19 protein-coding genes are annotated in these 21,379 nt (G+C 71.1%); 10 read left to right on the forward strand and 9 right to left on the reverse strand.

Annotation, left to right across the window (positions count from 1 at the left end):
• Positions 1–12 precede the first annotated feature (12 nt).
• On the forward strand, positions 13–186 hold the full coding sequence (locus tag ACFFBG_RS06175) for a hypothetical protein (RefSeq protein ID WP_375476725.1): 174 nt from the start codon (positions 13–15) through the stop codon (positions 184–186).
• 53 nt (positions 187–239) lie between these two features.
• On the opposite strand, the gene ACFFBG_RS06180 is transcribed toward ACFFBG_RS06175, so the two are convergent.
• Complete coding sequence (locus tag ACFFBG_RS06180) at positions 240–3,404, reverse strand: BTAD domain-containing putative transcriptional regulator (RefSeq protein ID WP_375476727.1); 3,165 nt, start codon at positions 3,402–3,404, stop codon at positions 240–242.
• A 206-nt stretch (positions 3,405–3,610) separates the two neighbouring features.
• Between ACFFBG_RS06180 and ACFFBG_RS06185 the strand changes: the two genes are divergently transcribed.
• Genes ACFFBG_RS06185 through ACFFBG_RS06195 form a run of 3 tightly spaced genes read left to right on the forward strand, consistent with a single transcriptional unit; the run spans position 3,611 to position 7,464 of the window.
• Positions 3,611–4,156: a hypothetical protein gene (locus ACFFBG_RS06185; protein WP_375476729.1), complete on the forward strand. Its 546-nt coding sequence runs from the start codon at positions 3,611–3,613 to the stop codon at positions 4,154–4,156.
• Positions 4,157–4,212: 56 nt separating this feature from the next.
• The gene (gene glpK, locus ACFFBG_RS06190; RefSeq protein ID WP_375476731.1) at positions 4,213–5,727 is read left to right on the forward strand and encodes a glycerol kinase GlpK; all 1,515 of its coding nucleotides are present in this window, start codon (positions 4,213–4,215) and stop codon (positions 5,725–5,727) included.
• 48 nt (positions 5,728–5,775) lie between these two features.
• Positions 5,776–7,464 (forward strand): glycerol-3-phosphate dehydrogenase/oxidase, encoded by a 1,689-nt coding sequence (locus ACFFBG_RS06195; protein ID WP_375476733.1) that lies wholly within the window; start codon positions 5,776–5,778, stop codon positions 7,462–7,464.
• A gap of 61 nt (positions 7,465–7,525) precedes the next feature.
• On the opposite strand, the gene ACFFBG_RS06200 is transcribed toward ACFFBG_RS06195, so the two are convergent.
• Both ACFFBG_RS06200 and ACFFBG_RS06205 read right to left on the reverse strand, forming a co-directional pair.
• A complete protein-coding gene (locus tag ACFFBG_RS06200; RefSeq protein WP_375476735.1) occupies positions 7,526–8,323 on the reverse strand; it encodes a hypothetical protein in 798 nt (265 codons plus the stop codon).
• Between the two features lie 217 nt (positions 8,324–8,540).
• Positions 8,541–11,492, reverse strand: a complete 2,952-nt coding sequence (locus ACFFBG_RS06205) for a UPF0182 family protein (RefSeq protein WP_375477214.1) — start codon at positions 11,490–11,492, stop codon at positions 8,541–8,543.
• 105 nt (positions 11,493–11,597) lie between these two features.
• Between ACFFBG_RS06205 and ACFFBG_RS06210 the strand changes: the two genes are divergently transcribed.
• Entirely contained in the window at positions 11,598–12,137 is a 540-nt protein-coding gene (locus ACFFBG_RS06210; protein ID WP_375476737.1) for a PPA1309 family protein, read from the forward strand.
• Positions 12,138–12,158: 21 nt separating this feature from the next.
• Here the strand turns inward: ACFFBG_RS06210 and ACFFBG_RS06215 are convergent, their stop codons facing one another.
• Positions 12,159–13,265, reverse strand: a complete 1,107-nt coding sequence (locus tag ACFFBG_RS06215) for a PDZ domain-containing protein (RefSeq protein ID WP_375476739.1) — start codon at positions 13,263–13,265, stop codon at positions 12,159–12,161.
• 75 nt (positions 13,266–13,340) lie between these two features.
• Entirely contained in the window at positions 13,341–13,532 is a 192-nt protein-coding gene (locus tag ACFFBG_RS06220; RefSeq protein ID WP_375476741.1) for a hypothetical protein, read from the reverse strand.
• A 104-nt stretch (positions 13,533–13,636) separates the two neighbouring features.
• On the opposite strand from ACFFBG_RS06220, the gene ACFFBG_RS06225 reads away from it, so the two are divergent.
• Positions 13,637–14,956 carry a zinc-dependent metalloprotease gene (locus ACFFBG_RS06225; RefSeq protein WP_375476743.1) on the forward strand — a complete coding sequence of 440 codons (1,320 nt, stop codon included), beginning with the start codon at positions 13,637–13,639 and terminating at the stop codon, positions 14,954–14,956.
• A gap of 3 nt (positions 14,957–14,959) precedes the next feature.
• Here ACFFBG_RS06225 and ACFFBG_RS06230 read toward each other — a convergent pair whose 3' ends face one another.
• Complete coding sequence (locus ACFFBG_RS06230) at positions 14,960–15,595, reverse strand: M48 family metallopeptidase (protein ID WP_375476745.1); 636 nt, start codon at positions 15,593–15,595, stop codon at positions 14,960–14,962.
• A gap of 216 nt (positions 15,596–15,811) precedes the next feature.
• Here ACFFBG_RS06230 and ACFFBG_RS06235 point away from each other — a divergent pair, with 216 nt between their 5' ends.
• From ACFFBG_RS06235 to ACFFBG_RS06250, 4 genes are all read left to right on the forward strand, one after another.
• Positions 15,812–17,077, forward strand: coding sequence for a TOMM precursor leader peptide-binding protein (locus ACFFBG_RS06235; protein ID WP_375476747.1), 1,266 nt, complete (start codon positions 15,812–15,814; stop codon positions 17,075–17,077).
• 38 nt (positions 17,078–17,115) lie between these two features.
• Positions 17,116–18,489: an ABC1 kinase family protein gene (locus ACFFBG_RS06240; RefSeq protein ID WP_375476749.1), complete on the forward strand. Its 1,374-nt coding sequence runs from the start codon at positions 17,116–17,118 to the stop codon at positions 18,487–18,489.
• A 61-nt stretch (positions 18,490–18,550) separates the two neighbouring features.
• On the forward strand, positions 18,551–19,834 hold the full coding sequence (locus ACFFBG_RS06245; RefSeq protein WP_375476751.1) for a hydroxyacid-oxoacid transhydrogenase: 1,284 nt from the start codon (positions 18,551–18,553) through the stop codon (positions 19,832–19,834).
• An 87-nt stretch (positions 19,835–19,921) separates the two neighbouring features.
• The gene (locus ACFFBG_RS06250; protein WP_375476753.1) at positions 19,922–20,107 is read left to right on the forward strand and encodes a hypothetical protein; all 186 of its coding nucleotides are present in this window, start codon (positions 19,922–19,924) and stop codon (positions 20,105–20,107) included.
• Between the two features lie 147 nt (positions 20,108–20,254).
• Here the strand turns inward: ACFFBG_RS06250 and ACFFBG_RS06255 are convergent, their stop codons facing one another.
• The 3 genes from ACFFBG_RS06255 to ACFFBG_RS06265 all read right to left on the reverse strand — a co-directional run bounded on the left by ACFFBG_RS06255 (position 20,255) and on the right by ACFFBG_RS06265 (position 21,315).
• Positions 20,255–20,434, reverse strand: coding sequence for a hypothetical protein (locus ACFFBG_RS06255; RefSeq protein WP_375476755.1), 180 nt, complete (start codon positions 20,432–20,434; stop codon positions 20,255–20,257).
• 74 nt (positions 20,435–20,508) lie between these two features.
• Positions 20,509–20,781, reverse strand: coding sequence for a WhiB family transcriptional regulator (locus ACFFBG_RS06260; RefSeq protein ID WP_375477216.1), 273 nt, complete (start codon positions 20,779–20,781; stop codon positions 20,509–20,511).
• A 222-nt stretch (positions 20,782–21,003) separates the two neighbouring features.
• Complete coding sequence (locus ACFFBG_RS06265) at positions 21,004–21,315, reverse strand: hypothetical protein (protein ID WP_375476757.1); 312 nt, start codon at positions 21,313–21,315, stop codon at positions 21,004–21,006.
• Positions 21,316–21,379 lie beyond the last annotated feature (64 nt).

The raw sequence follows: 21,379 nt of genomic DNA on the forward strand, positions 1-21,379 counted from the left end.
AAGGGAGATCCCATGTCGCACGTGCCCAGCGAGGCGGACGCCGGCGCCGACATCGCTCGAGCTGCCGGCAATGCGCCGCTCACGCCGGCGCAAGTAATCGCAATCGCTCTCGGCACCGCCGAGCCCGTCGAGCCGACGCCGCCGCGCGCGGTCGACAATCCCGCAGACATCGATCCGCACACGTGACTCGCCGGATGGTTCGCTGTCCAGCTGATGAGCGGTAGGACACGGTGAAGGAGTTAGGCTTCCCGCCTCCGTACGACGCTCGCCGAGACGCCCGTGCTCGTGAGCCCCGCGAGACGACGGAGCGGGCCCGGCGGGAAGAGCCGGTTGCCCGTCGCTTCGGCCTCGGCCGAAGCCTGCTCGTGTAGCAGCCGGGCCCGCTCAGGGCGGCCGGCGCGCAGATGCGCGTCGGCCGCCAACAGGCGTAGGAAGGGCCGCATCACGACCGCCGCCGGGCCTTCCACCGCGCCCATAGCTTCGTCGAGGTGTTCCTCGCTCGCATCGGGAGCAGCCCAGGCGGCCACGATCCGAAGGTAGGCAAGCACCGACAGGTTGCCGGTCGCAGCCGCGATCTCCACAGCGCGGGCCGCGTGCGGAAGCGCATCGGCGGGCCGGTCCCGCACAGCGAAGTAGAGGGCCAACAGGCCCTCGACGTTGCCGCTGATCGAAGGCACCGGACTGGCAGCCAGCTCGCGAGTCCTGGCGAGGTCGGCCGCGACGGCCGGGTCCGTGTCCGGATCGGCGCGACCGACCATCGCGAACGCGAACAAGCGCCAGCCGTAGGTCGCCTCGAACGGCGTGAGCATCACGTTCGACCAGGGCTCGGTGTCGAACTGTTCCATGACGGTCACGGTCCGGGTGCACGCGGTGATCGTCTCCTCGAAGCGGCCCTGCTGGACCAGGGTGAGCGCATCCGCGAGATACGCCGCTGCCTCGAGCACCGGGTCGTCCGTGGCCTCGGCGGTCACTCGCATCTCCTGCACGATGGCCGCGGTCGAGGGAAAGTTCGCGGCCCCGAGCGTCGTCGATGCCGCAGAGTTCAGGATCGCCACGAGGTCGCGGCCCCGGGCCGATCGTCGCGCGAGTTCCAGCGCCCGCTGCCGATGGCCGGCCGTGGCCGGATAGTCAGGTCTGCAGAAGTAGTCATACAGCGAGCACAACCGGACTCTGGTCGACAGCTCGCGAGATTCCGCGTTCGGGCCGTCGATACGGGTGGCGTAGTCCAGCGCCTGCAGGAGAAGGGTTTCCACCTCCGGGTAGTTGGCCTGCCGAGCAGCCGCGTCGGCGACCGCCAGGCACAATCCCGCCGCCTCGTCGAGATTCTCGCTCCCACCGGCCTGGGCGAGATGGTGAATCAGCCGGTCCGCGTGCCGGGTTACCCCGACCCCTGACCCAGCCCGCAAGACCTCGGCGATCTGCGCGTGCAACCGACGCCGGCGAGCCGGTCCGGTGTCCTCGAACAGGGCCTGCTGGACGATCGCGTGCGTGAATCGGTGCTGGCCGACCGCTCCGGCCTCGGAACAGAGGAAACCCGCCTCCGTCGCGTGATCGACGGCCTCATCGACGTCGTCTAGGCCCGCGCCGCTCACCTCGTGAAGCAGGTCGAGGTCGAACGTGCGACCGACGACCGCCGCCGAGCGCAGCACACCGAGATGCGCCTCGCCCAACTGATGAAGGCGGCGCAACACGACTTCGCGGACACTGTCCGGCACCCCGGCGGACACCTGGTGGGTGCTTCCCGATCCGCCGTCCCGACCGGCCGGGTCTGCGACGAGCAGCTGGACGATCTCGCCGACGAAGAACGGATTTCCCTCAGTGCGATCCACGAGTGCCTGGGCGGTCGCGTCGTCGAGGTGCGCCCCGATGCGGTCGGCGACGTGGAGCCGGACCGCGTCCGCGTGCAGTCCAGTCAGTGCGATGCGTTCGCTGCGCCCCGTGCGGGCCAGCGCGGCGAGCAGCTCTCGGCCCGGGGTGGCGGCGTCCTCGCTCGGCGAACGCACCGACAGCAGCACCGCGAGCCCAGTGCCGGCGACGTGCGTCACGAGGTACTCCGCGAGCCGCCTGCTTGCTGGATCGGCCCAGTGCATGTCTTCCAGGACGAGCAGCAGGCGCTGCTCGGCGCCGACGGTCTCGAAAAACGACGTGACCGAGTCGAAGAGCCGAACCTGACTCTCCTCCAGCGACTCGGGGTCGGCGGGAGGAGACACCGGCCAGTTCGTCGCGCCCAGTTCCGGCAGGATGCTGCGCACGGCGGCGCCGCGTCCGGTCACGGCGTTGGCGAGGATGTCCCGGGAGACGGCCGCGGCGACGGCGCGGAGCACCTGCAGCCACGGCCACAGGGTCGGCGCTCCGTCGTGCTGCCAGCAGCGGCCCCATGCGACGACAACGCCCTCGCGGGCAGCCAGAGCGGAGCTCTCCTCCAGCAGTCGGCTCTTGCCGATGCCCGCCTCGCCGACGATTGCGGTGGCGACTGAGTCGCCGGACTTCCAGGCCCGGCGCAGGACCTCCTGCAGTCGCTCGAGTTCGCCCTCTCGACCGACCATCCGCAGCGAAGCGGCGAACTCGGACTGAGAGGCCGGCGCAGGAACCTGCCGGGCACGTCTGACGCCAGGCTCTGCCGCGGGGGCGTTCAGCGACGAGTCCTGCCGGAGGATGCGCGCGTGCAGGTCGCGCAGGTCGGGGCTCGGATCCATGCCGAGCTCTTCGGCCAGCGTGCGCCTGAGGAGATCGAACTGTCGCAGCGCCTCGGCCTGGCGACCGCCGCGATACAGCGTGAGCATGAGCGCGCCGTGCAGGGTCTCCCGAAGCGGGTCGACCGCCAGCATGGCCTCGATCTGCTCCACGTACACGTGCCGCCCGAGCTCGAGGTCGCAGTCGATCGCGAGCTCTTGCGCAGCGGTGTGCAAGCTCTGCAGACGCGTGGACTCGGTCTCGGCAAACCGTGCTGTGATGTCGGCGTAGGGCCGGCCTCGCCACAGGGCCAGCGCCTCGTCGATGCGATCGCGGGCCGCTGCGGCGTCGACCGGACGAAGTCGCCGTGCGTCGTCGAGAAGCCGCTCGAACACCACCGCGTCGACGGACTGCGGTTGCACCGCGAGCAAATAGCCTGGCGCCTGGGTCAGTAACGGGGCCATCGTCTGATTGCCGTCTTGGTCGACGGTGCGCAAGGCGGCGCGCAGCCGCGAAACATAGCTGTGCACCGCCGCGGCCGGGTTGTCGGGAGGTTCGTCGTCCCACACCCGAGCCACCACCACATCAAGGGGCACGACGTGACCCACATCGACGAGCAGCGCGGCGAGTGTTGTGCGCCGCCGTCCGGGTCCCAGCTCGGCCGCTCGGCCAGCGGCTCGCGCACGCAACGGCCCCAGCACCGAGAACTCGATCCCCGTCACGTCGTGCATGCCTTTCGCTCAGTCACGCTGATCGGGTGTCCATCATCCTTGCTGGGGGACGTCCTGGCCATTCCCGCCGACGCACATCGGGCTGCGCCGCCGCCCGCCGCGGAGGCCCCCAGCCCGGGGACCGGAAGAGGTGATCGACACGGCCGGGTCGACCCGGGAGGATCGACGTCGCGTCCATCCCCGTCGGCTGGCGCAGGGAGGCAGGGGTGTTCGCGTCGATCAGCCCGACCGACCACGAGCGCGAGGTCGCGCGGCCCGGCGACGAGCTCGTGGCGCCAGCCGATGTCGTCATGGACCGCGCGTTCACCCTCGACGCCCAGCCCGACGAGGTGTGGCCGTGGCTCGTCCAGCTCGGCAAGAGCCGGGCCGGCTGGTACCTCCCCCGCGCTGTCGAAGCGCTGCTCCCGGCGAGCCGGCGCGCGACGCGCGCGATCGACCCGAGATGGCAGCAGCTGCAGGTGGGCGACGTCGTGCCTGACTACGGCGGCAAGAACGCCACCTTCGAAGTAGCCCGGCTCACCAGGCCGGAGTCGATCGTCTACACGTCCACGCGAGGTCGGGTGTCGATGAGCTGGGCGATCACCCTCGAACCGCGCGCGCCGAGCCGCACCCGCGTCGCGCTGCGCTTGCGGCTGGCGCCCGTCCGCCACCAGCGCGTCGCCGACGTCGCGGGCGGGTTCTTCGACGCGGCCACCATCGCCGGGATGGCCGCCGGCCTGCGCGAGCGCGTCGCCGCGGCCGACGCCCGCTGATCCGCAGCGACCGGTCCGAGAACTGCACGCAGATCTGGCACGGGAAGAGGTGACACGTGGCCGATTTCGTCGGGGCCATCGACCAGGGCACGACCAGCACTCGCTTCATGATCTTCGACCACGCGGGCAACGAGCGCGGCCGGCACCAGCTCGAACACGAGCAGATCATGCCGCGCGCCGGCTGGCTGGAGCACGATCCGACCGAGATCTGGGAACGCGCCAGCACCGTGCTGCAGACCGCGATCAACCGCGCCGGGCTGGCCCCGAGCGACTTCGCCGCGCTCGGCATCACCAATCAGCGCGAGACTGCCGTCGTGTGGGACCGGCGCACCGGGCGACCGCTGCACAATGCGATCGTCTGGCAGGACACCCGCACCGACCGGATCGCGTCCGCCCTCGAGCGAGACGGCCGCGGCGACGTCATTCGCGGCAAGTCCGGCCTGCCGCCGGCCACCTACTTCTCCGCGCCGAAGGTGCAGTGGATCCTCGACAACGTCGACGGCGCCCGCGCGGCGGCCGAGCGCGGCGACGCGATCTTCGGCACCACCGACACCTGGCTGCTGTGGAACTTGACCGGCGGCCCGGACGGCGGCGTGCACGTCACCGACGTCACCAACGCGAGCCGCACGATGCTGATGAGCCTGCAGACGCTCGACTGGGACGACGAGCTGCTGGCCATCTTCGGCATACCGCGAGGTATGCTTCCGGCAATCCGTCCGTCGTCGGACCCGGCCGGCTACGGTGAGGTCCGTTTGCCGGCCGTGGCACGCGGCCTGCGGCTCACCGCCGACTTGGGCGACCAGCAGGCAGCCACGGTCGGGCAGGTCTGCTTCGACGTGGGCGAGGCGAAGAACACCTACGGCACCGGCAACTTCCTGCTCCTGAACACCGGCGCCGAACTCGTCCGCAGCGAGCACGGACTGCTGACGACGATCTGTTACCAGTTCGGCGACGCCGCTCCGGTCTACGCGCTCGAGGGGTCGATCGCGGTGACCGGAGCGGCGGTGCAGTGGCTGCGCGACCAGCTCGGCATCATCTCCGGCGCGGCCGAGGTCGAGTCGCTGGCCCGCCAGGTGCCCGACAACGGCGGCGTCTACTTCGTCCCGGCCTTCTCCGGGCTGTTCGCGCCCTACTGGCGCAGCGACGCGCGCGGCGCGATCGTCGGGCTGTCCCGCTACAACACGAACGCCCATCTGGCTCGGGCGACCCTCGAGGCGATCTGCTACCAGACCCGCGACGTCGTCGACTCGATGGCGAAGGACTCCGGTGTCCGGCTCGAAGCGCTCAAGGTGGACGGCGGGGTCACGGCGAACGACCTGTGCATGCAATTGCAGGCCGACATCCTCGGCGTCCCGGTCAGCCGGCCGGCCGTGGCCGAGACGACCGCGCTCGGCGCGGCCTACGCGGCCGGGCTCGCGGTCGGCTTCTGGCGCGACACCGACGAGCTGCGCGCCAACTGGAACGAGGCACAGCACTGGACGCCACAATGGTCGCAGCGGCAGCGAGCCGAGGGGTACGCCGGCTGGCAGAAGGCGGTCGGGCGCACCCTGGACTGGGTCGACACCGGCTGACCGACCGGTCGCCCGGCCACCCGTGGCACGAGTGAAAGGGCGCACCAGGTGATCACCGTCCCGCTGTCCCCGGCGGCACGTGCCGACGCGCTGCAGGCGCTGCGCGGCGCCGAGCTGGACGTGCTCGTGATCGGCGGCGGCGTGGTTGGCGCCGGCGCGGCTCTGGACGCGGTGACCCGCGGGCTCGCCGTCGGCCTGGTCGAGGCGCGCGACTGGGCCAGCGGGACGTCCTCGCGCTCGTCCAAGCTGATCCACGGCGGTCTGCGCTATCTCGAGATGCTCGACTTCGAGCTGGTCCGCGAGGCGCTGCACGAGCGCGCCCTGCTCGCGACGACGCTCGCGCCGCACCTCGTCCGCCCGGTGCAGTTCCTCTACCCGTTGACGCACCGCGGATGGGAGCGGCCATACGTCGGCGCCGGCGTGCTGCTCTACGACACGATGGGCACCGCCCTCGGCGCCGCGCGCGGGCTGCCGCGCCACCGCCACCTGACCCGCAAGCGGGCGTTGCGCGAGGCGCCGTGCCTGAAGCCGGACTCGCTCACCGGCGCCATCGCCTACTGGGACGCGCAGGTCGACGACGCGCGGCACACGATGACCGTCGTGCGCACCGCCGCCTCCTACGGCGCGCACGTCGCCAACCAGGCCCAGGCCGTCGGGTTCCTGCGCGAAGGCGAGCGGGTCACCGGCGCAGAGATCGTCGATCTCGTCACGGGCGAGCGGTTCGCCGTCCGCGCGCGTCAGGTGATCAACGCGACCGGCGTGTGGACCGACGAGACGCAGCGGATGGCCGAGACCCGCGGCCAGTTCCACGTGCGCGCGTCGAAGGGCGTGCACCTCGTCGTGCCACGCGACCGGCTGCAGTCGAGCACCGGGATCATCCTGCGCACCGAGAAGAGCGTGCTGTTCGTCATCCCGTGGGGCCGGCACTGGATCATCGGCACGACCGACACCGACTGGAACCTCGACCTAGCGCATCCGGCCGCCAGCGCCGCGGACATCGACTACCTCCTCGAGCAGGTGAACTCGGTGCTCGCCTCGCCGCTGAGCCGGGCGGATGTGCAGGGGGTGTACGCCGGACTTCGGCCGCTGCTGTCCGGGGAAAGCGAGTCGACGTCCAAGCTGTCCCGCGAGCACGTCGTCGGGCATCCGGTGCCCGGTCTGGTGGTCGTCGCCGGCGGCAAGTACACGACCTACCGGGTGATGGCCAGAGACGTGGTGGACGAGGCGGCGCGCGGGCTGGACGCGCGGGTCCCGGAGTCGATCAGCGACCGCGTCCTGCTCGCCGGGGCCGACGGCTACCCGGCCCTGCGCAACCAGCGCGCGGCGCTGGCCGCGCGCGCCGGGCTGCACGTGGCGCGCATAGATCATCTGCTCGGCCGCTACGGCTCGCTGGTCGACGAGGTGCTCGACGTCGTCGTCGCGAACCCCGCTCTCGCCGAGCCGTTGCCCGGCTGCGACGACTATTTGCAGGCCGAGGTCGTGTACGCGGTGACCCACGAGGGCGCCCGGCACGTCGACGACGTGCTCGCCCGGCGCACCCGGGCGTCGATCGAGGCGTGGGACCGCGGCGTGGCCGCGGCGCCGGTCGTCGCGAGGTTGATGGCGCCGCTGCTCGGCTGGGACGACGCGCAGACCCGGCAGGCGAGCGAGTTCTATCTGGCGCGGGTCGCGGCGGAGCTGGAGTCGCAGCAGCAACCGGACGACGTGTCAGCCAATGCCGCCCGGACCTGGACGTGACCACCGCAGCGTTCGTGCGCGAGACGGAACTCTCCGACGCGACAGTGGCCTAGCCGCAGCCTCAGTGCGTGCGGCGACGGCGGCCGAGCAGCTGCAGCAGGTAACCGAGCGCGAGCGCGCCGACCCCGGCCGCGGTCCCGCCGACAGCGTCGAAGCCGGTCGCGGACAGCCCAGCGCTGCCTGATCCGGCCGTGCTGGCCGACTCGCCGGCGACGCCCAGCGGACTCGAGCTCGAGGCGCCAGATTGGGCGTGTTGGGAAGCTGACGCGCCGAGCACGCCGGACGAGCCGGTCGAGATCGAGGTCTCGGTGCCGCCGCTGCCGCCGGTGGTCGACGCGCTTGTGCCGCCGGTCGAGGTGCTCGTGCCGCCCGTGGACGTGCTCGTGCTGCCCGTGGACGTGCTCGTGCTGCCCGTGGAGGTGCTCGTCGCGCCGCTCGAGGTGCTGGCGGTGCCGGTGTTGCTCGGGTAGTCGCTGTTGCTGCTCGGGTAGCCCCCGCTCGTCGTCGAGGACGAGCTTCCGCTGCTCGGGTAGTCGCCGTTCCCGGTCGACGCCGCGCTGCTGGTCGGGTAGTCCCCGTTGCCGCTAGCCGCCGTCGCCGCGTGCCGTTGCGGGGTCGCGCTCGCGTTCGAGGGCAACACCAGCGAACAGAAGGCGAGGGCGCCGGCGGACACCGAGACCACCGCCGCCCACAGCACTCGCGTGGCCGGCCCGGACAGCGCGGTGGGCGCGTGGGCGCTGGTGCGGGCGTGCCGCCCGGCGACGCCGCTGCGCCGGCGGGCGAGCCGGTAGGACCGGAGCCAGCCGACCACGCCCACCGCCAGGACGAGCGCGAGAAAAGCGACGACGCTGTTCACCATCGAATGGACTCCCCGACTTCGCGACCGGTGGTCAGCGTGCCTTTCGCTGACCGCTGCCGGCGTTTCACACTTCTATTGGGGATCACAATGTCCGGCGTTGGGAGCTTAATCAAATCGGCACGCCGCGATCAAGGGGTCTGCCGGGGTCCTCAGGCGCGCTGCGTTCACCGCCGCCACACGCCCGCTCAGCGTGCGCAGAGGTGATCACGCGCGCGCCTCACTTGGTCGGGGTGCGCGCCTTCAACAGCTGTTGGACGATTTTCAACTCGTTCGCCTGCGCCTGCGCGATGCGGGTCGGGTCGTGCGAGTCGTAGGCGGAGTTGAGCTGCTGGTTCGCGGTCGCGAGCTGGGACAGCAGGGTGTTGACCGACGTCGGCCCCCCGGTCGTCGGCGTTGTCGGCGACGACGTCGGCGCCGTGCTCGAGCTCGAGACGGGGGGCGCGGACGACGTCGGCGCCGCGGTCGGAGTCCCAGTGCCGGTGCCGGTGGACGTCGAGCCGAGCGTCGACAGCGACGACCCCGCCACGGCGCCGCTGCGGATCTCGCCGAGCGCCTTGTCGAGGGTGTCGCTGTACCCGATCTTGTCGCCGTAGCGGACCAGCACGCGCTGCAGTGTCGGGAACGCCGACGAGCTGCCGGTCGACTCGACATAGAGCGGCTCGACATACAGGAACGCGTTGCCGACCGGCAGCGTCAGCAGGTTTCCGTGCAGAACGGTCGACTGTCCCGCGTCGAGCTGGGTGATGTCCTTGCTGATCGTCGCCTCGCTCTTCAAGTCGTTGGCCACCTGGCCCGGCCCGTTGTAGTTCGACTTGCCCGGCACCTGCAGCACCGTGAGCTTGCCGTAGTCCGGCGAGGACGGGTCGCTGTTCGCCGAGATATAGGCGGCGAGGTTGTTGCCGCTGTTGACCAGCATCGGCGTGGTCAGCTGGAACTGCGGGGTGTTGCTGGAGCTGCCCGGCGGGCTGGCGAGCACGTAGTAGGACGGCTGGTCGCCCGCGCCCGGGCTGAACGGGTCCACCGGCACCGCCCATTTGCCCGCGGCATTGTATGAGTCGACGGGGTTGCTGATGTGGTACTGCGCGAGCAGCGCGCGCTGCACGTCGAAAAGGTCCTGCGGATAGCGCACGTGCGCCTTGATCTGCGCTGGCATGTCCTTTTCCGGCTTGACCAGCCCGGGGAAGATCTTCTTCCAGGCGTTGAGCACCGGGTCCTTCGTGTCCCAATCGTAGAGCTTGATCGTGCCGTCGTAGGCGTCGACAGTCGCCTTGACCGAGTTGCGGATGTAGTTGATCTGCGTGTCGGACTGGTCTTGGCGCAGCGTGGTGCCGGTGAGGTCGGACAGCGATTGCCGCTCGGAGTACGGGAAGTTCGCCATCGTGGTGTAGCCGTCGAGCATCCAGACGATGTGGTGGGTCTTCGAGTCCACGATGGGATAGGGGTCGCCGTCGACGGTCAGGAACGGCGCCACCCGCTGCAGCATGGTTTTCGGGTTGCGATTGAAGATGATCTTCGCGCCCGGCGCGCTGACCGCGTCGTTCAGGATGAAGTTCGTCTCCTTGTATTTCAACGCGAACGCGAGCTTGGTGAAGGGGTTGCTCAGCGACACGCCCCCCTTGCCGGTGTACGTGACCTTGGCGCCGTTGTTCGCGTCGAATTCCCGATGCGCGCCCTTCGCGCCGACGATCGAGTAGTCGTTCATCAGCTGGCCGTAGTAGACGTCCGGCTGCGTGTTGTCGAGCGGACCCACCGGCGGGATGTCGCTTTCGGTGTAGTCAGCGCCGTTCGTGACGTCCTGGTCGGCCTGGGCGGCGACGAAGCCATAGCCGTGCGTGTAGACGGTGTGCTGGTTGATCCAGTTGTCCTGCGAGCCGCTCAGGTTGCTGCCGGTCGCCTGCTCGCGCACTGCGACGACGTAGTCGTGCTGGACGCTCTTGCCGGTCGCGTCGGGTATCGAGTAGCGGTCGACGTCCAGCTTGCTCGAGAACGCATAGGGCAGGCCGATCTTCTGCGAGTTCGAGACGGTCGGGCTGATGACATTGGGGTCCAGGATGCGGATGTTGTCGACCGTGGTGTTCGTGACCGTGATCGCCGAGGGCTGCGGAGAGGTGTTCGCCTGGTAGGTCACGTAATCGACCGAACCGCCGTTCTTGCCGTTGTCGGTGACGATTCCATAAGCCTGCCGCGTCGCCAGGATGTTCTTCTCGATGTACGGGCGTTCCTTGTCGCTCGCGTTCGGGTTGACCGTCAGGTGCTGGACGATCGCCGGGTAGATGCCGCCGATCAGGATGCTGAGCACCAGCAGCACCACGAAGCCGATGCCCGGCAGCAGCGCGCTGCGCAGCCACAGGCTGGCCAGCACGCCGATCGCGAGCACGACCGCGATCCAGAACAGGATCGTCTTGGCCGGCAGGGCCGAGTGCACGTCGGTGTAGTTCGCGCCGGTGAACTTCGAGCGCTGCGAGAACACCAAGCCGTACCGGTCGAGCCAATAGGCGACTGCCTTCAGCGCCATGAACACGAAGACGAGCACGGTGAGGTGCCGGCGCGCGGACAGCGTGACCTTCGGGCCGGGCGTCTGCAGCCGGATCGCGCCGGCGAGGTAGTGGATGCCGATCGAGATCAGCAGCGACACGATGATCGCGGTGAAGCCGAAGCTGAGCATCGCGCGGTAGGCGTTGTAGTCGAAGGCGTAGAAGGAGATGTCGCGGTGGAACTGCGGGTCCTTCATGCCGAACGAGCCGCCGTTGAGCCAGAGCAGCCAGGTCTGCCAGTCGCCCTGCGCGGAGGCGCCCTCGGACAGCAGGATCAGCACGCCGACGACGGCGAGCAGGAGCTTGCGCCGCGGCTCGACCATGGCCACGTAATGCTGCAGGTTCTGCTGTTCCGGCGACATCGGCCGAAACGGCGGCCGCAGCCGGTACGCGAGCAGCATGTTGCCGCAAATGATCAACACCATCAGGACGCCGAAGATGAAGAACAGCGCCACCCGGGTCCACAAGACGGTGCTGTAGACGTTGCGATGGCCCAACTGGCTGTACCAGAGGAAGTTCACGTAGACGCCGGCGAACTTCACCAGCAGGATCAGCAGCACAACGATGATCGCCACGACCGACAGCACGATCTTGGCGCGGCGCGACAGGATCACCGACGGGATCGACGGCCGCATCGACACAGGGAACTCCTCGACCATCTGTAGGCAGTGGCGCTAACGCGCAGTCAACGTACCTAACCGGCCTGCGGTTCCGCCGAGAACGTGCGTGAGGATGGTGCGATGCTCGTGGACCCCAAGCGCGTGGACACGGTGCTTGTGGATGCGGTGGCCGAGATCGAGGCGCACGTCCACGCCGGCGGGTGGGACAGACCGCCGGCGCTGTTCGCGCTGGTGCGCGCGGGCCGGTTCGCCGCGGACGAGCCGCAGACGGCCGCCCGGCTGGGCATCGACCGGCTGGCCGAGGACGAGCTGACCCCGGTCGAGCAGGGCGAGCTGCCCGATCAACCGCTCGACGAGCTGCTCGCCGGGATCGCCTGGCCGGACTCGGTGGCCGGCTGCGCGCTCAGCCAGGAGATCGTGGTGCTGCCGCCGGATGCCGACGCTCGAGTCGAGGACTTGCAGGCGGCCGCGGGGCATCCGCAGCGGCGCGAGGCCCGGCTGGTCGTCGGCGTGCTGCGTGCCGGCGAGAGCGCGGCGCTGCTCCGCCTGCGCGGGGTCGGCGTAGAAGGGCACCAGGGGGACGACGGGGAGGACGACGTGCTCACTGGTCCCGACCTCGCGCCGAATCTCGTCGCGGCCTTGCACGCGACGTTCGGCTGAGTTCGGGTCAGCCGAGCGAGCTCAGCAGCTCGGCACCGGCTGCTTGCGCTGGATCGCGAGCAGGTCGTCGACCGCCTGGGTCAGCGTGCTGACCTTGACGACCTTCAGCCCGGCCGGAATGGCGCCGCGCACGTCCGAGCAGTTGCCGGCAGGCGCCAGGAAGACCGTCGCGCCCTTGCGTTTCGCAGCGATCATCTTGAGCTGGATGCCGCCGATCGGCTCGACCGCGCCGGCGGCGGTGATCTCGCCGGTGCCGGCGATGAATTGCCCGGCAGTGAGGTCGTAGCTGCGCCCGGAGCGGTCGCGGCCGATCTTGTCGATGATGCCGAGGGCGAACATCAGCCCGGCGGACGGGCCGCCGATCTCGTTGCCGAGACCCAGTTTGATCGTGAACGGCGCCAGGCAGCTCGTGGTGACCACGACGCCCAGCGACGCCCCCTTGCGCGACTTCGACGGCGGCCCGAGCCGCACGGTGACGGTCGTCGGCGTGCCCTGCCGGTTCACCTCGACCGGGACCCGCGTGCCCGGTCGCTGGGTGGACAGCACGGTCCTCAGCCGAGCTTCGGTGTTGGCCGGCTGGTTCGCGACGGCGGCGAACAGGTCGCCCGGGCGCAAGATGCCGTGGGAGGCCCCGGCGGCGCTCACCGAGAGGATGCCGAAGCCGCGCGGATAGCCGAGCAGGCATAGCGCGGCGGAGGTCGCGTTGTCCTGCGAGCCGCTGAACTCCTGGGTGTTCTGCGCGTCGGTCTGCTGCTGGCTCTGGCCCGGCGGATAGACCGCCGAGCGCGGCACGACGACCTCGTCCGATGCGAGCCACCCGGACAGCGCCTGAAAGGCGGTGATCGACTGGGTGGTGACCCCGACCGTGGTCAGATTCAGGTGGCCGGTGGTCTTCGCAGTCGCCAGGCCGTCGATGGTGATGACCGGCTGGTGGTAGCAGGACGACAACGTGTTGCACGTCGGTCCGGGGCTGAGCACGACGTAGGGCACCGGCATGGTGAGCGCGAGCACGAACAGCACCAGGAAGAGCACGCCCGCGACGATGAGGGTGCGCACGCGCCTGCTCAGCCGCGCGAAGGCCCGCCCACCAGGCACCTTCTCGATCGACGCGAGCGACAGGCGAGGCACGCCCGGCAGCCTAACCGGCGGCTAACAGCGGCGCTGGCGGCGCAGTGTCAGGCGCGGAGCATCAGTCGCGCAGTGTCAGTCGCGCGGGGCGTACGGGCCGCGGTCTTTGGACCGCGCGGTCTGCGCCAGCGCGTCGAGGTAGTCGGCATGGGCGCGCATCGCCTCGTCGGTGTTCGGCGTCCGCTTCGGCCGCGCGCACAACCACGAGCCGACCGCAGCCAGGGCCGTCAGCGCCGCGGGCACAGCAAGCCACAGCATCCACGCCACAACCGGTGACGCTACCGACGTCGCGGTGTTCGCCGTCGGCGCAACGCTGCACGGGCGGCGGGAACGACCGGCGCCGCCGGTTCGTCGCTACTACCGTGGACAACATGACGAACCTGCCGTTCGGCTTCGGGACGGGCGACGGCGAGCCGCCCAAGGACCCGCAGGAGTTCGCCGCGCAGATGGGCGGGTTCTTCGGCGAGCTGCAGAAGCTGCTGTCCTGGACCGGCGGCCCGGTCAACTGGGACCTCGCCAAGCAGCTCGCCGTCCAGACGCTTGGCGACAGCACGGCGATCGTCTCCCCGGCCGACCGGGCGGCGACAGCGGACGCGCTGCGGCTGGCCGACCTGTGGCTTGACGACGTCACCGACCTGCCGTCGGGCGTCAAGACGACCGAGTCGTGGACCCGGCGCGAGTGGCTGGACAAGACGATCCCGGTGTGGACGCAGCTGTGCGAGCCGGTGGCCGCGCGGGTCGTCTCGGCGATGTCCGCGGCCATCCCGGCCGAGCAGCTGCAGGCGCTCGGCGCCGGCAATCCGCTCGCCGGCATCATGAACCAGGTCAGCGGCCTGATGTTCGGCGCGCAGGTCGGCCAGGGTCTTGGCGGGCTTGCTCAGGAGGTCGTCTCCGCGACTGACATCGGCATCCCGCTCGGCCCCACCGGGCTTGCCGCGTTGCTGCCGGAGAACGTCGCCGCGTTCAGCGACGGGCTGGCCCGCCCCGCCGACGAGGTCCGGCTCTACCTCGCGTTGCGCGAGGCCGCGCACCAGCGGTTGTTCTCGCATGTGCCCTGGCTGCGGCAGCGGCTGCTCGACACCGTCGAGGCCTATTCGCGCGGCATCTCCCTCGACATGTCGGCGATCGAGTCGGCGATGTCAGGAGTCGACCCGATGAATCCGGAAAGCGTCCAGGAGGCGCTGTCCGGCGGCCTGTTCGCGCCGCAGCAGACACCGGAGCAGCAGGCGGCGCTACGGCGGTTGGAGACGCTGCTCGCGCTCGTAGAAGGCTGGGTGGACGCTGTCGTCGCCGCGGCTGCGGGCGACCGGATGCCGGGGGCCGAGGCGCTGCGCGAGGCCTCGCGTCGGCGGCGCGCCACCGGCGGCCCGGCCGAGCAGACCTTCGCGACGCTGGTCGGGTTGGAGCTGCGGCCGCGACGGCTGCGCGAGGCCGCGGCGCTGTGGTGGAGCGTGACCGAGAAGCGCGGCGTGAGCGGCCGCGACGAGATCTGGGCACACCCGGACCTACTGCCGAGCGCAGAGGATCTCGACGATCCGCTCGGATACGGCGAGAAGGTCGGCCAGTTCGACGCGCCGGACGACCTCAGCGAGCTGGACGTCGACGAGCCCAGCCCGACCGACCGCCCCAGCCCGACCAACGAAAGGGGCCCGACCGACGAACGGGGCCCCGCTGACGACGAGGCCAGCTGAGGCTCAGCCGGCGAGTTCGTCCGCCAGTTCGTCCGCCACGTCGTCCGTCACGTCGTCAGCGAGGTCGTCGGCGATCGCCAGGTTCGCGGCGGCGCTGACCCCGTCCAGATAGCCGCGTGCCCGCTCGGTGCGCGGGTAGCGCTGGACAAGCTGCCAGAACCGCGGTCCGTGCCCGGGCTCGAGCAGGTGCGCCAGCTCATGCACGAGCACGTAGTCGCGCACCCACGGCGGCATCTCCTGCAAGCGCCGAGACAGCCGGATCGCGCCGGTCGCGGGCGTGCACGACGCCCACCGGGTGCGCATCGCGGGAACCCACCGCACGCTGGACGGCTGCGCCCGGCCGTCGAGGTAGCGACCGGACAGCTCGCGGGCGCGGGCCGCGAGTTCGCTGTCGCCGACCTGCCGCGGCGGGGCGACGCCCACTCGGGCGACCATGCGCTCGACCCACTCCGCTTCCTCAGCGGCGCTGAACCAGCTGGGGATCAGCACGATGATCCGCTCGCCTTCCCGGTATGCCGAGACCGTGCGGCGGCGGCGCGCACTGCGCCGCACCTCCACATCGGCCCGCGCGCCGCGCGCCGACCGCGCGCTGACCCCGGCGTCGACCCCGGCGCCGCCTGCGGCCGATTTCCCGCTCATGGCGGCCACCGTAGCCAGCACGTCCGACACAGCGGGCACGGCACGCCCGATCGACGCGCCCGTCCACAACCGGCCGCGACTGTCCACACGGTTGTCCACAGGTGTGGACATTCACTCGAGGGTTACCTAGGCGACACGTCCAGTGTCTTCGCCAGTCGCCGTGCACCGCTGTGGACAAGCGCCGAACGCGAGCGGCCGGTGTGCCACGGTGGCGCCGTGACCCCGTCCAACCACCCGTCCGACCGCGCGTCTGATGCCGAGCCCGACCGCCAACCCGACCGCGAGGTCGAGACGGCCAGCGCGCCGCGCGCACGCGACGCGGGAACGAGTGGCGGCTTCGACACCGATCTGACGCTCGGGCCGGCGACCCGGCTGCTGTGGCGCTCGCCGGACTGCGTCCATCTCGAGGTCGGCGATCGAGCGGTCGTCGTCGAGGGGCTGCCGGCGCCGGTGCTGCGGGCGGTGGCCGCCAGCCTGCCGCCGCCGAGGTCTCGTGCCGTCGCGACCCGAAGCGGCGCGCCGGCCCCAGCGGCCCAGCGTGCCGGCGACCCCCGCGACCCGCGAAACCCCGCCGACTCGGTCAACTCGGGAGACTCGGGAGACTCGGCGCCTCCCGCGGTTCGAGACACGCTGCGCGCGCTGGCCGAGGCGGGCTTTCTGTGGCGTCGGCCGGGCGGTCCGGATGATCGCCGATTGTCACCGCCCGGCCCGCGACTCGCGCCGGAGCTCACCTCGCTCGCCGGCCGCCACGGCCCCGCTGCGGCTGATGTCCTCGCCGCCCGGCAGACCGCTCGGGTCGTGGTGCACGGCGCCAGCCGGCTCGCCGCCCAGCTCGGCGCCGTGCTGGCGTCGGCCGGCGTCGGCCGCGTCCACTGCTCCGGCGGCGGCGACGTGCGGCTGCACTGCGCCGCGCCCGGCGGCGTCACGCCGGGCGACGAAGGCCGGCCGCTGCAGCAGGCCGCCGAGCACGCCCTGCGCCGGGCGGCGCCCGAAGTCGACACCGGACCGCCCGACCCGGACGAGCCCGCGGACCTCACCGTGCTCGCTCTGGACGAGCCCGTCTCCGACGATCGCCGCCTGGCATTGCACGCTCTGGACGCGCCGTACCTCGTCGTCCGGCTGGGCGCCGACTCCGGCGTGATCGGCCCGCTGGTGCTGCCGGGTCTGACCAGCTGCCTGCGGTGCGCGGACCTGCACCGTCAGGACCGCGACCCGGCGTGGGCGGCGCTGTCGGTGCAGCTGACCATCGGCCGCCGGCACGGCCCGGCGTCGTCAGTGGCGGTGGCCACCCTCGTCGCCGGCGCGGCGGCCGTGCAGGCCCTCGCCTTCCTCGACGGCGAGCAGCCGGCGGCCGTCAACGCGACGCTGGAAGTGCAACTGCCCGACTGGCGGCTGCGCCGGCGCAGCTGGCCGATGCACCCCGAATGCGACTGTGCCCAGCTCCCCCAGTCGCCGACCGGCCGCGCTGCGGGGCAGCGCTGACGGCGCGGCGCGTCGCCGCGGACGGGCACAATGGCCAGGTGAGCGAAAGCGAGCGGTCCCGCGCGAACCGGCGCGATCTCGGCGACGCGATCCCGCAGCGACGCGGGGCGCGCACCGCCCGACTCGCCTCGTTGCCGCTCGGCGTCGCCGGGCGCGCCACGCTCGGCCTCGGCCGCCGGATGACCGGTCGGTCGGCGGCGGATGTGCAAGCCGAGCTGCAGGCCAAGACCGCGGAGCAGCTGTTCACGGTGCTGGGCAGCCTCAAGGGCGGCGCGATGAAGCTCGGCCAGGCGCTGTCGGTGTTCGAGGCGGCGCTGCCGGAGGAGAGCGCCGCGCCCTACCGGGAGGCGCTGACCAAGCTGCAGGAGGCCGCGCCGCCGATGTCGGCGCCGGCGGTGCGCCGGGTGCTCGACGAGCAGTTCGGCCGGCGCTGGCCCGACCGTTTCCAGCAGTTCGACGAGATCCCGGCCGCCGCCGCCAGCATCGGCCAGGTGCACCACGCCGTGTGGTCCGACGGCCGCGAGGTCGCCGTCAAGCTGCAGTACCCGGGCGCGGGCGCCGCGCTGCTGGCCGACCTCAGCCAGCTGACTCGCTTCGCCCGGTTGTTCTCCCGCTTCTCCCCCGGCCTCGACGTCAAGCCGCTGCTCGCCGAGATCCGGGAGCGCGTGCTCGAGGAGCTGGACTACACGCAAGAGGCCGACGCCCAGCGTGCGTTCGCCGCCGGCTTCGCAGACGACCCGGACATCGCGGCGCCGCGGGTCGTCGCGAGCGCGCCGAAAGCGATCGTGACGGAGTGGATGACCGGCACGCCGCTGTCGAAGGTCATCGCGACCGGCACGCAGGACGAACGCGACCGCGCGGGCTCGCTGCTCGCGCTGCTGCACTACTCCGCGCCGGCGAAGTGCGAGCTGCTGCACGCGGATCCGCACCCAGGCAATTTCCGGATGCTCGCCGACGGCCGGCTGGGGGTCCTCGACTTCGGGGCCGTCGCCCGGCTGCCTGGCGGATACCCGGAGTCGCTGGGCCGGCTCACCCGCTTGGCGGTCGAAGGCGATCAGAACGGGGCGATGGCGAGGCTGCGCGAACTCGGCTTCATCCGCCCAGGCATCGCCATCGACCCGGCCGACGTGTTCGACTTCCTGGGGCCGATGGTCGAGCCGCTGCGGGAGCCGACCTTCACCTTCAGTCGGCAGTGGATGCGCGAGCAAGCCGCGCGCATCGTCGACCCCCGGCGCGACGAGGCGAAGGTCGCCCGCCAGCTGAACCTGCCGCCGTCCTACATGCTCATCCACCGGGTGACGCTCGGGACGGTCGGCGTGCTGTGCCAACTCGAGGCGACGGCGCCGTTCCGCTCGCTGGCCGAGACATGGCAACCTGGATTCGCCACCACGCCGGACGGAGCGAGCGAATGACCGAGCTTGCGAGGTCATCAATGTGGCCAGCACGCCGTCATCGCCCGACGAAGGAGGGCGAATGACCCAGGCCGCCCCCCGCGAATCGGTGTTCACCTATGGCGCGCCGACCTTGAAGTTCGGCGACGGCGCGGCCGACGAGATCGGCTACGACCTTTCCCAGCTCGGCAGCATCCGCGCGCTGGTGGTCACCGACCCCGGGGTGGGCGCCACCGGCCTGCCGCACCGGGTGGCGGAGCAGATGGGCCGGTTCGGCGTCGAGGCGGCGGTCTATGACGGCGTGCGCATCGAACCCACTGACGCGAGCATGCAGGCCGCCATCGACTGGGCGCGCGCGAACGGGCCGTGGGACGCGTTCGTCGCGGTCGGCGGCGGCTCGAGCATCGACACCGCGAAGGCGGTCAACCTGCTGCTCACCAACCCGGGCGAGCTGCTGGACTACGTGAACGCGCCAGTCGGCGGCGGCAAGGACCCGGTGCACGCGCTGCACCCGCTCGTCGCGGTGCCCACCACCACCGGGACGGGCTCGGAGAGCACGACCATCTGCGTGCTCGACGTGCTGGCCCAACGGGTCAAGAGCGGCATCAGCCACGCCCGGCTGCGGCCCACCCTCGCCGTCGTCGACCCGCTGCTGACCATCAGCCAACCGGCCGGGGTCACCGCCTCGGCCGGCATGGACATCCTGTGTCACGCGCTGGAGAGCTACACGGCGAAGCCGTACACGGCCGGAGCGCGTAAGCAACCCGAGCAGCGGGTGCCCTACTGCGGGTCGAACCCGATCTCGGACATGTGGTCCGAGCGGGCGCTCGGCCTGCTCGCGACCAGCTTCCGGCGCGCGGTGCAGCACGGCGACGACCTCGACGCACGGCGCGACATGGCGCTCGCGGCGACCTTCGCCGGCCTCGGGTTCGGCAACGCCGGCGTGCACATCCCGCACGCGAACGCCTACCCCATCGCCGGCCAGGTGCGCGACTTCCGGCCGGCCGGCTACCCGGCCGACGAGGCGATGGTGCCGCACGGCATGGCGGTCTCGCTGACGGCCCCGGAGGCGTTCCGATTCACCTACGACGCCGCCCCCGAACGGCACCTGCGCGCCGCGCGGCTGCTCGCGCCGGACGCCGAATCGCCGTCGGAGGGGTCGGCGTTCCTGCCGGACGTGCTGACGCGGCTCATGCGCGACATCGACATCCCTGGCGGCATCGGCGCCGTCGGCTTCGACAAAGCCGACGTCGACGACCTCGTCGACGGCGCGCTCAAGCAACAGCGCTTGCTCGCGACCGCGCCGCGCGAGGTGACCGCGGACGACCTGGGTGGGATCTTCGAACGTTCGATGGCGCTGTACTGATCAACGGCCGATGGTGACCAGCGGCTGACGCGCCGCTGGCCGGCAGGTTGCCGACTCGCGTCGGGACGCCGTGCTGCAATGGGGTGCGTGAGCTGTGAATGCGCGCTGTGCGGGCGGCAGGCCGACGCCGATCACGACGGCGATCCGCCGGTGCGGTGGACGGCCGACATCGTCGAATCCAGCGACGGTCCGCGGACCCGCTGGGTGTGCACAGCCTGCACCAGGCAGTACGTCCGCTCGATCGAGGCCAAGCTCGACCAAGCCTGGTGGTGACGCCCTGTCTCGCCGCATGAAGATCAAGATTCTGCGCCGGGACTCGGACGCCAGAGACGACGGAAGCGGCCGTCGCAGCATCTGCTGCGACGGCCGCTTCGGTGAGCGGTGCGGGCGGGTGCCCGGCCGTCCTGCCAGCGGCCGGGACTAATGCGCGCTCAGCACCTCCAGCCGCCGGGCATGCCGCGCCTCGGCGGCGCGGGCCCGCAGCGACACGCGGTGCCAACGGCGCCGCGCGGCCAGCGAACTGGCCAGATGCGCCTCGTGGGCGCGTCGATGCTCCTCGAGCATTCGCTCGCGAGCCAGGGCTTCATACATTGTGTACATCTCGATGCTCCTTGGATTTGGCAGCGCGTTTCGGGCTGCCGATCGATTCATAGATTGAGTTGTCGATTGAGTGCTCATGCGGCGACCACGGTCTGGTCGTCCTTGCGCGGGCGGCCGCGCGGGCGCTTGCGCGCGACGATGGCGCCGCGCTCGAAGATCTCGCCGCCCCACACCCCCCAAGGCTCCCGACGCTCGAGAGCGCCGGACAGGCAGGCCAGCCGCGCCGGGCAGTCCCGGCAGAGCGCCTTGGCCCGGTCGAGGTCGGCGGGGTTGTCGGCGAACCAGAGCTCGGCGTCTTCCACCCGGCAGGGCAGATCGTCCGGGCACTGCTTCGAGAGCGGGTCCAGCGGCTCGAACCCGAACGGCTCGCTCGGGGACTCGAGCACCGCCTCGTCGGTCGCGAATTGGGTCAACACGTCGGGTCACCTCCCTAGTGGTGTCGTGCTGGTCTGTGGACGGTCGTGCTGGTGGAGCTGTCTGCCCCGGCCCGGAAAGAGGCCGGAAAAAACAAGAAGGCCGCGGTTCCCAAGTGGGAGCCGCGGCCTCGAGGAGCCTGACGCTGACGGATGTCAGCGCAGTCTTCCTCGAGGTGGTGCGGCCCGCTTGGCGGCGCCGTAGGCGAGGCGTCCAGCCGAGCTGACCAGCTCGGCCGACGCGCCGCGAACGACGCTCGTCGTGGCAGCGATGGAGTTGACATCGATGGAGTTGACAGTGAAGAAAGTGGCGTCCGAGTTGGACGGCACGGCCGGCGTCACGTGCCGATCCGCACGCGCCGCGCGCCACGCGTCGCTCATGGGCGCGTGGAACACCGAGCACTGCGTGAAGGACAGTTGTGCCGATGCGGATTCGGCCGAGGCGGCCGGAATGAGGATGGAATCCATCGCGGGGCCACCCCTTTCTGCATTCGTCGCGTGCGGGACCGCACGGGCTCGGTGTCGTGTAGTC

It is taken from the genome of uncultured Jatrophihabitans sp. (assembly GCF_964251945.1).
Lineage (GTDB): Bacteria > Actinomycetota > Actinomycetes > Mycobacteriales > Jatrophihabitantaceae > Jatrophihabitans.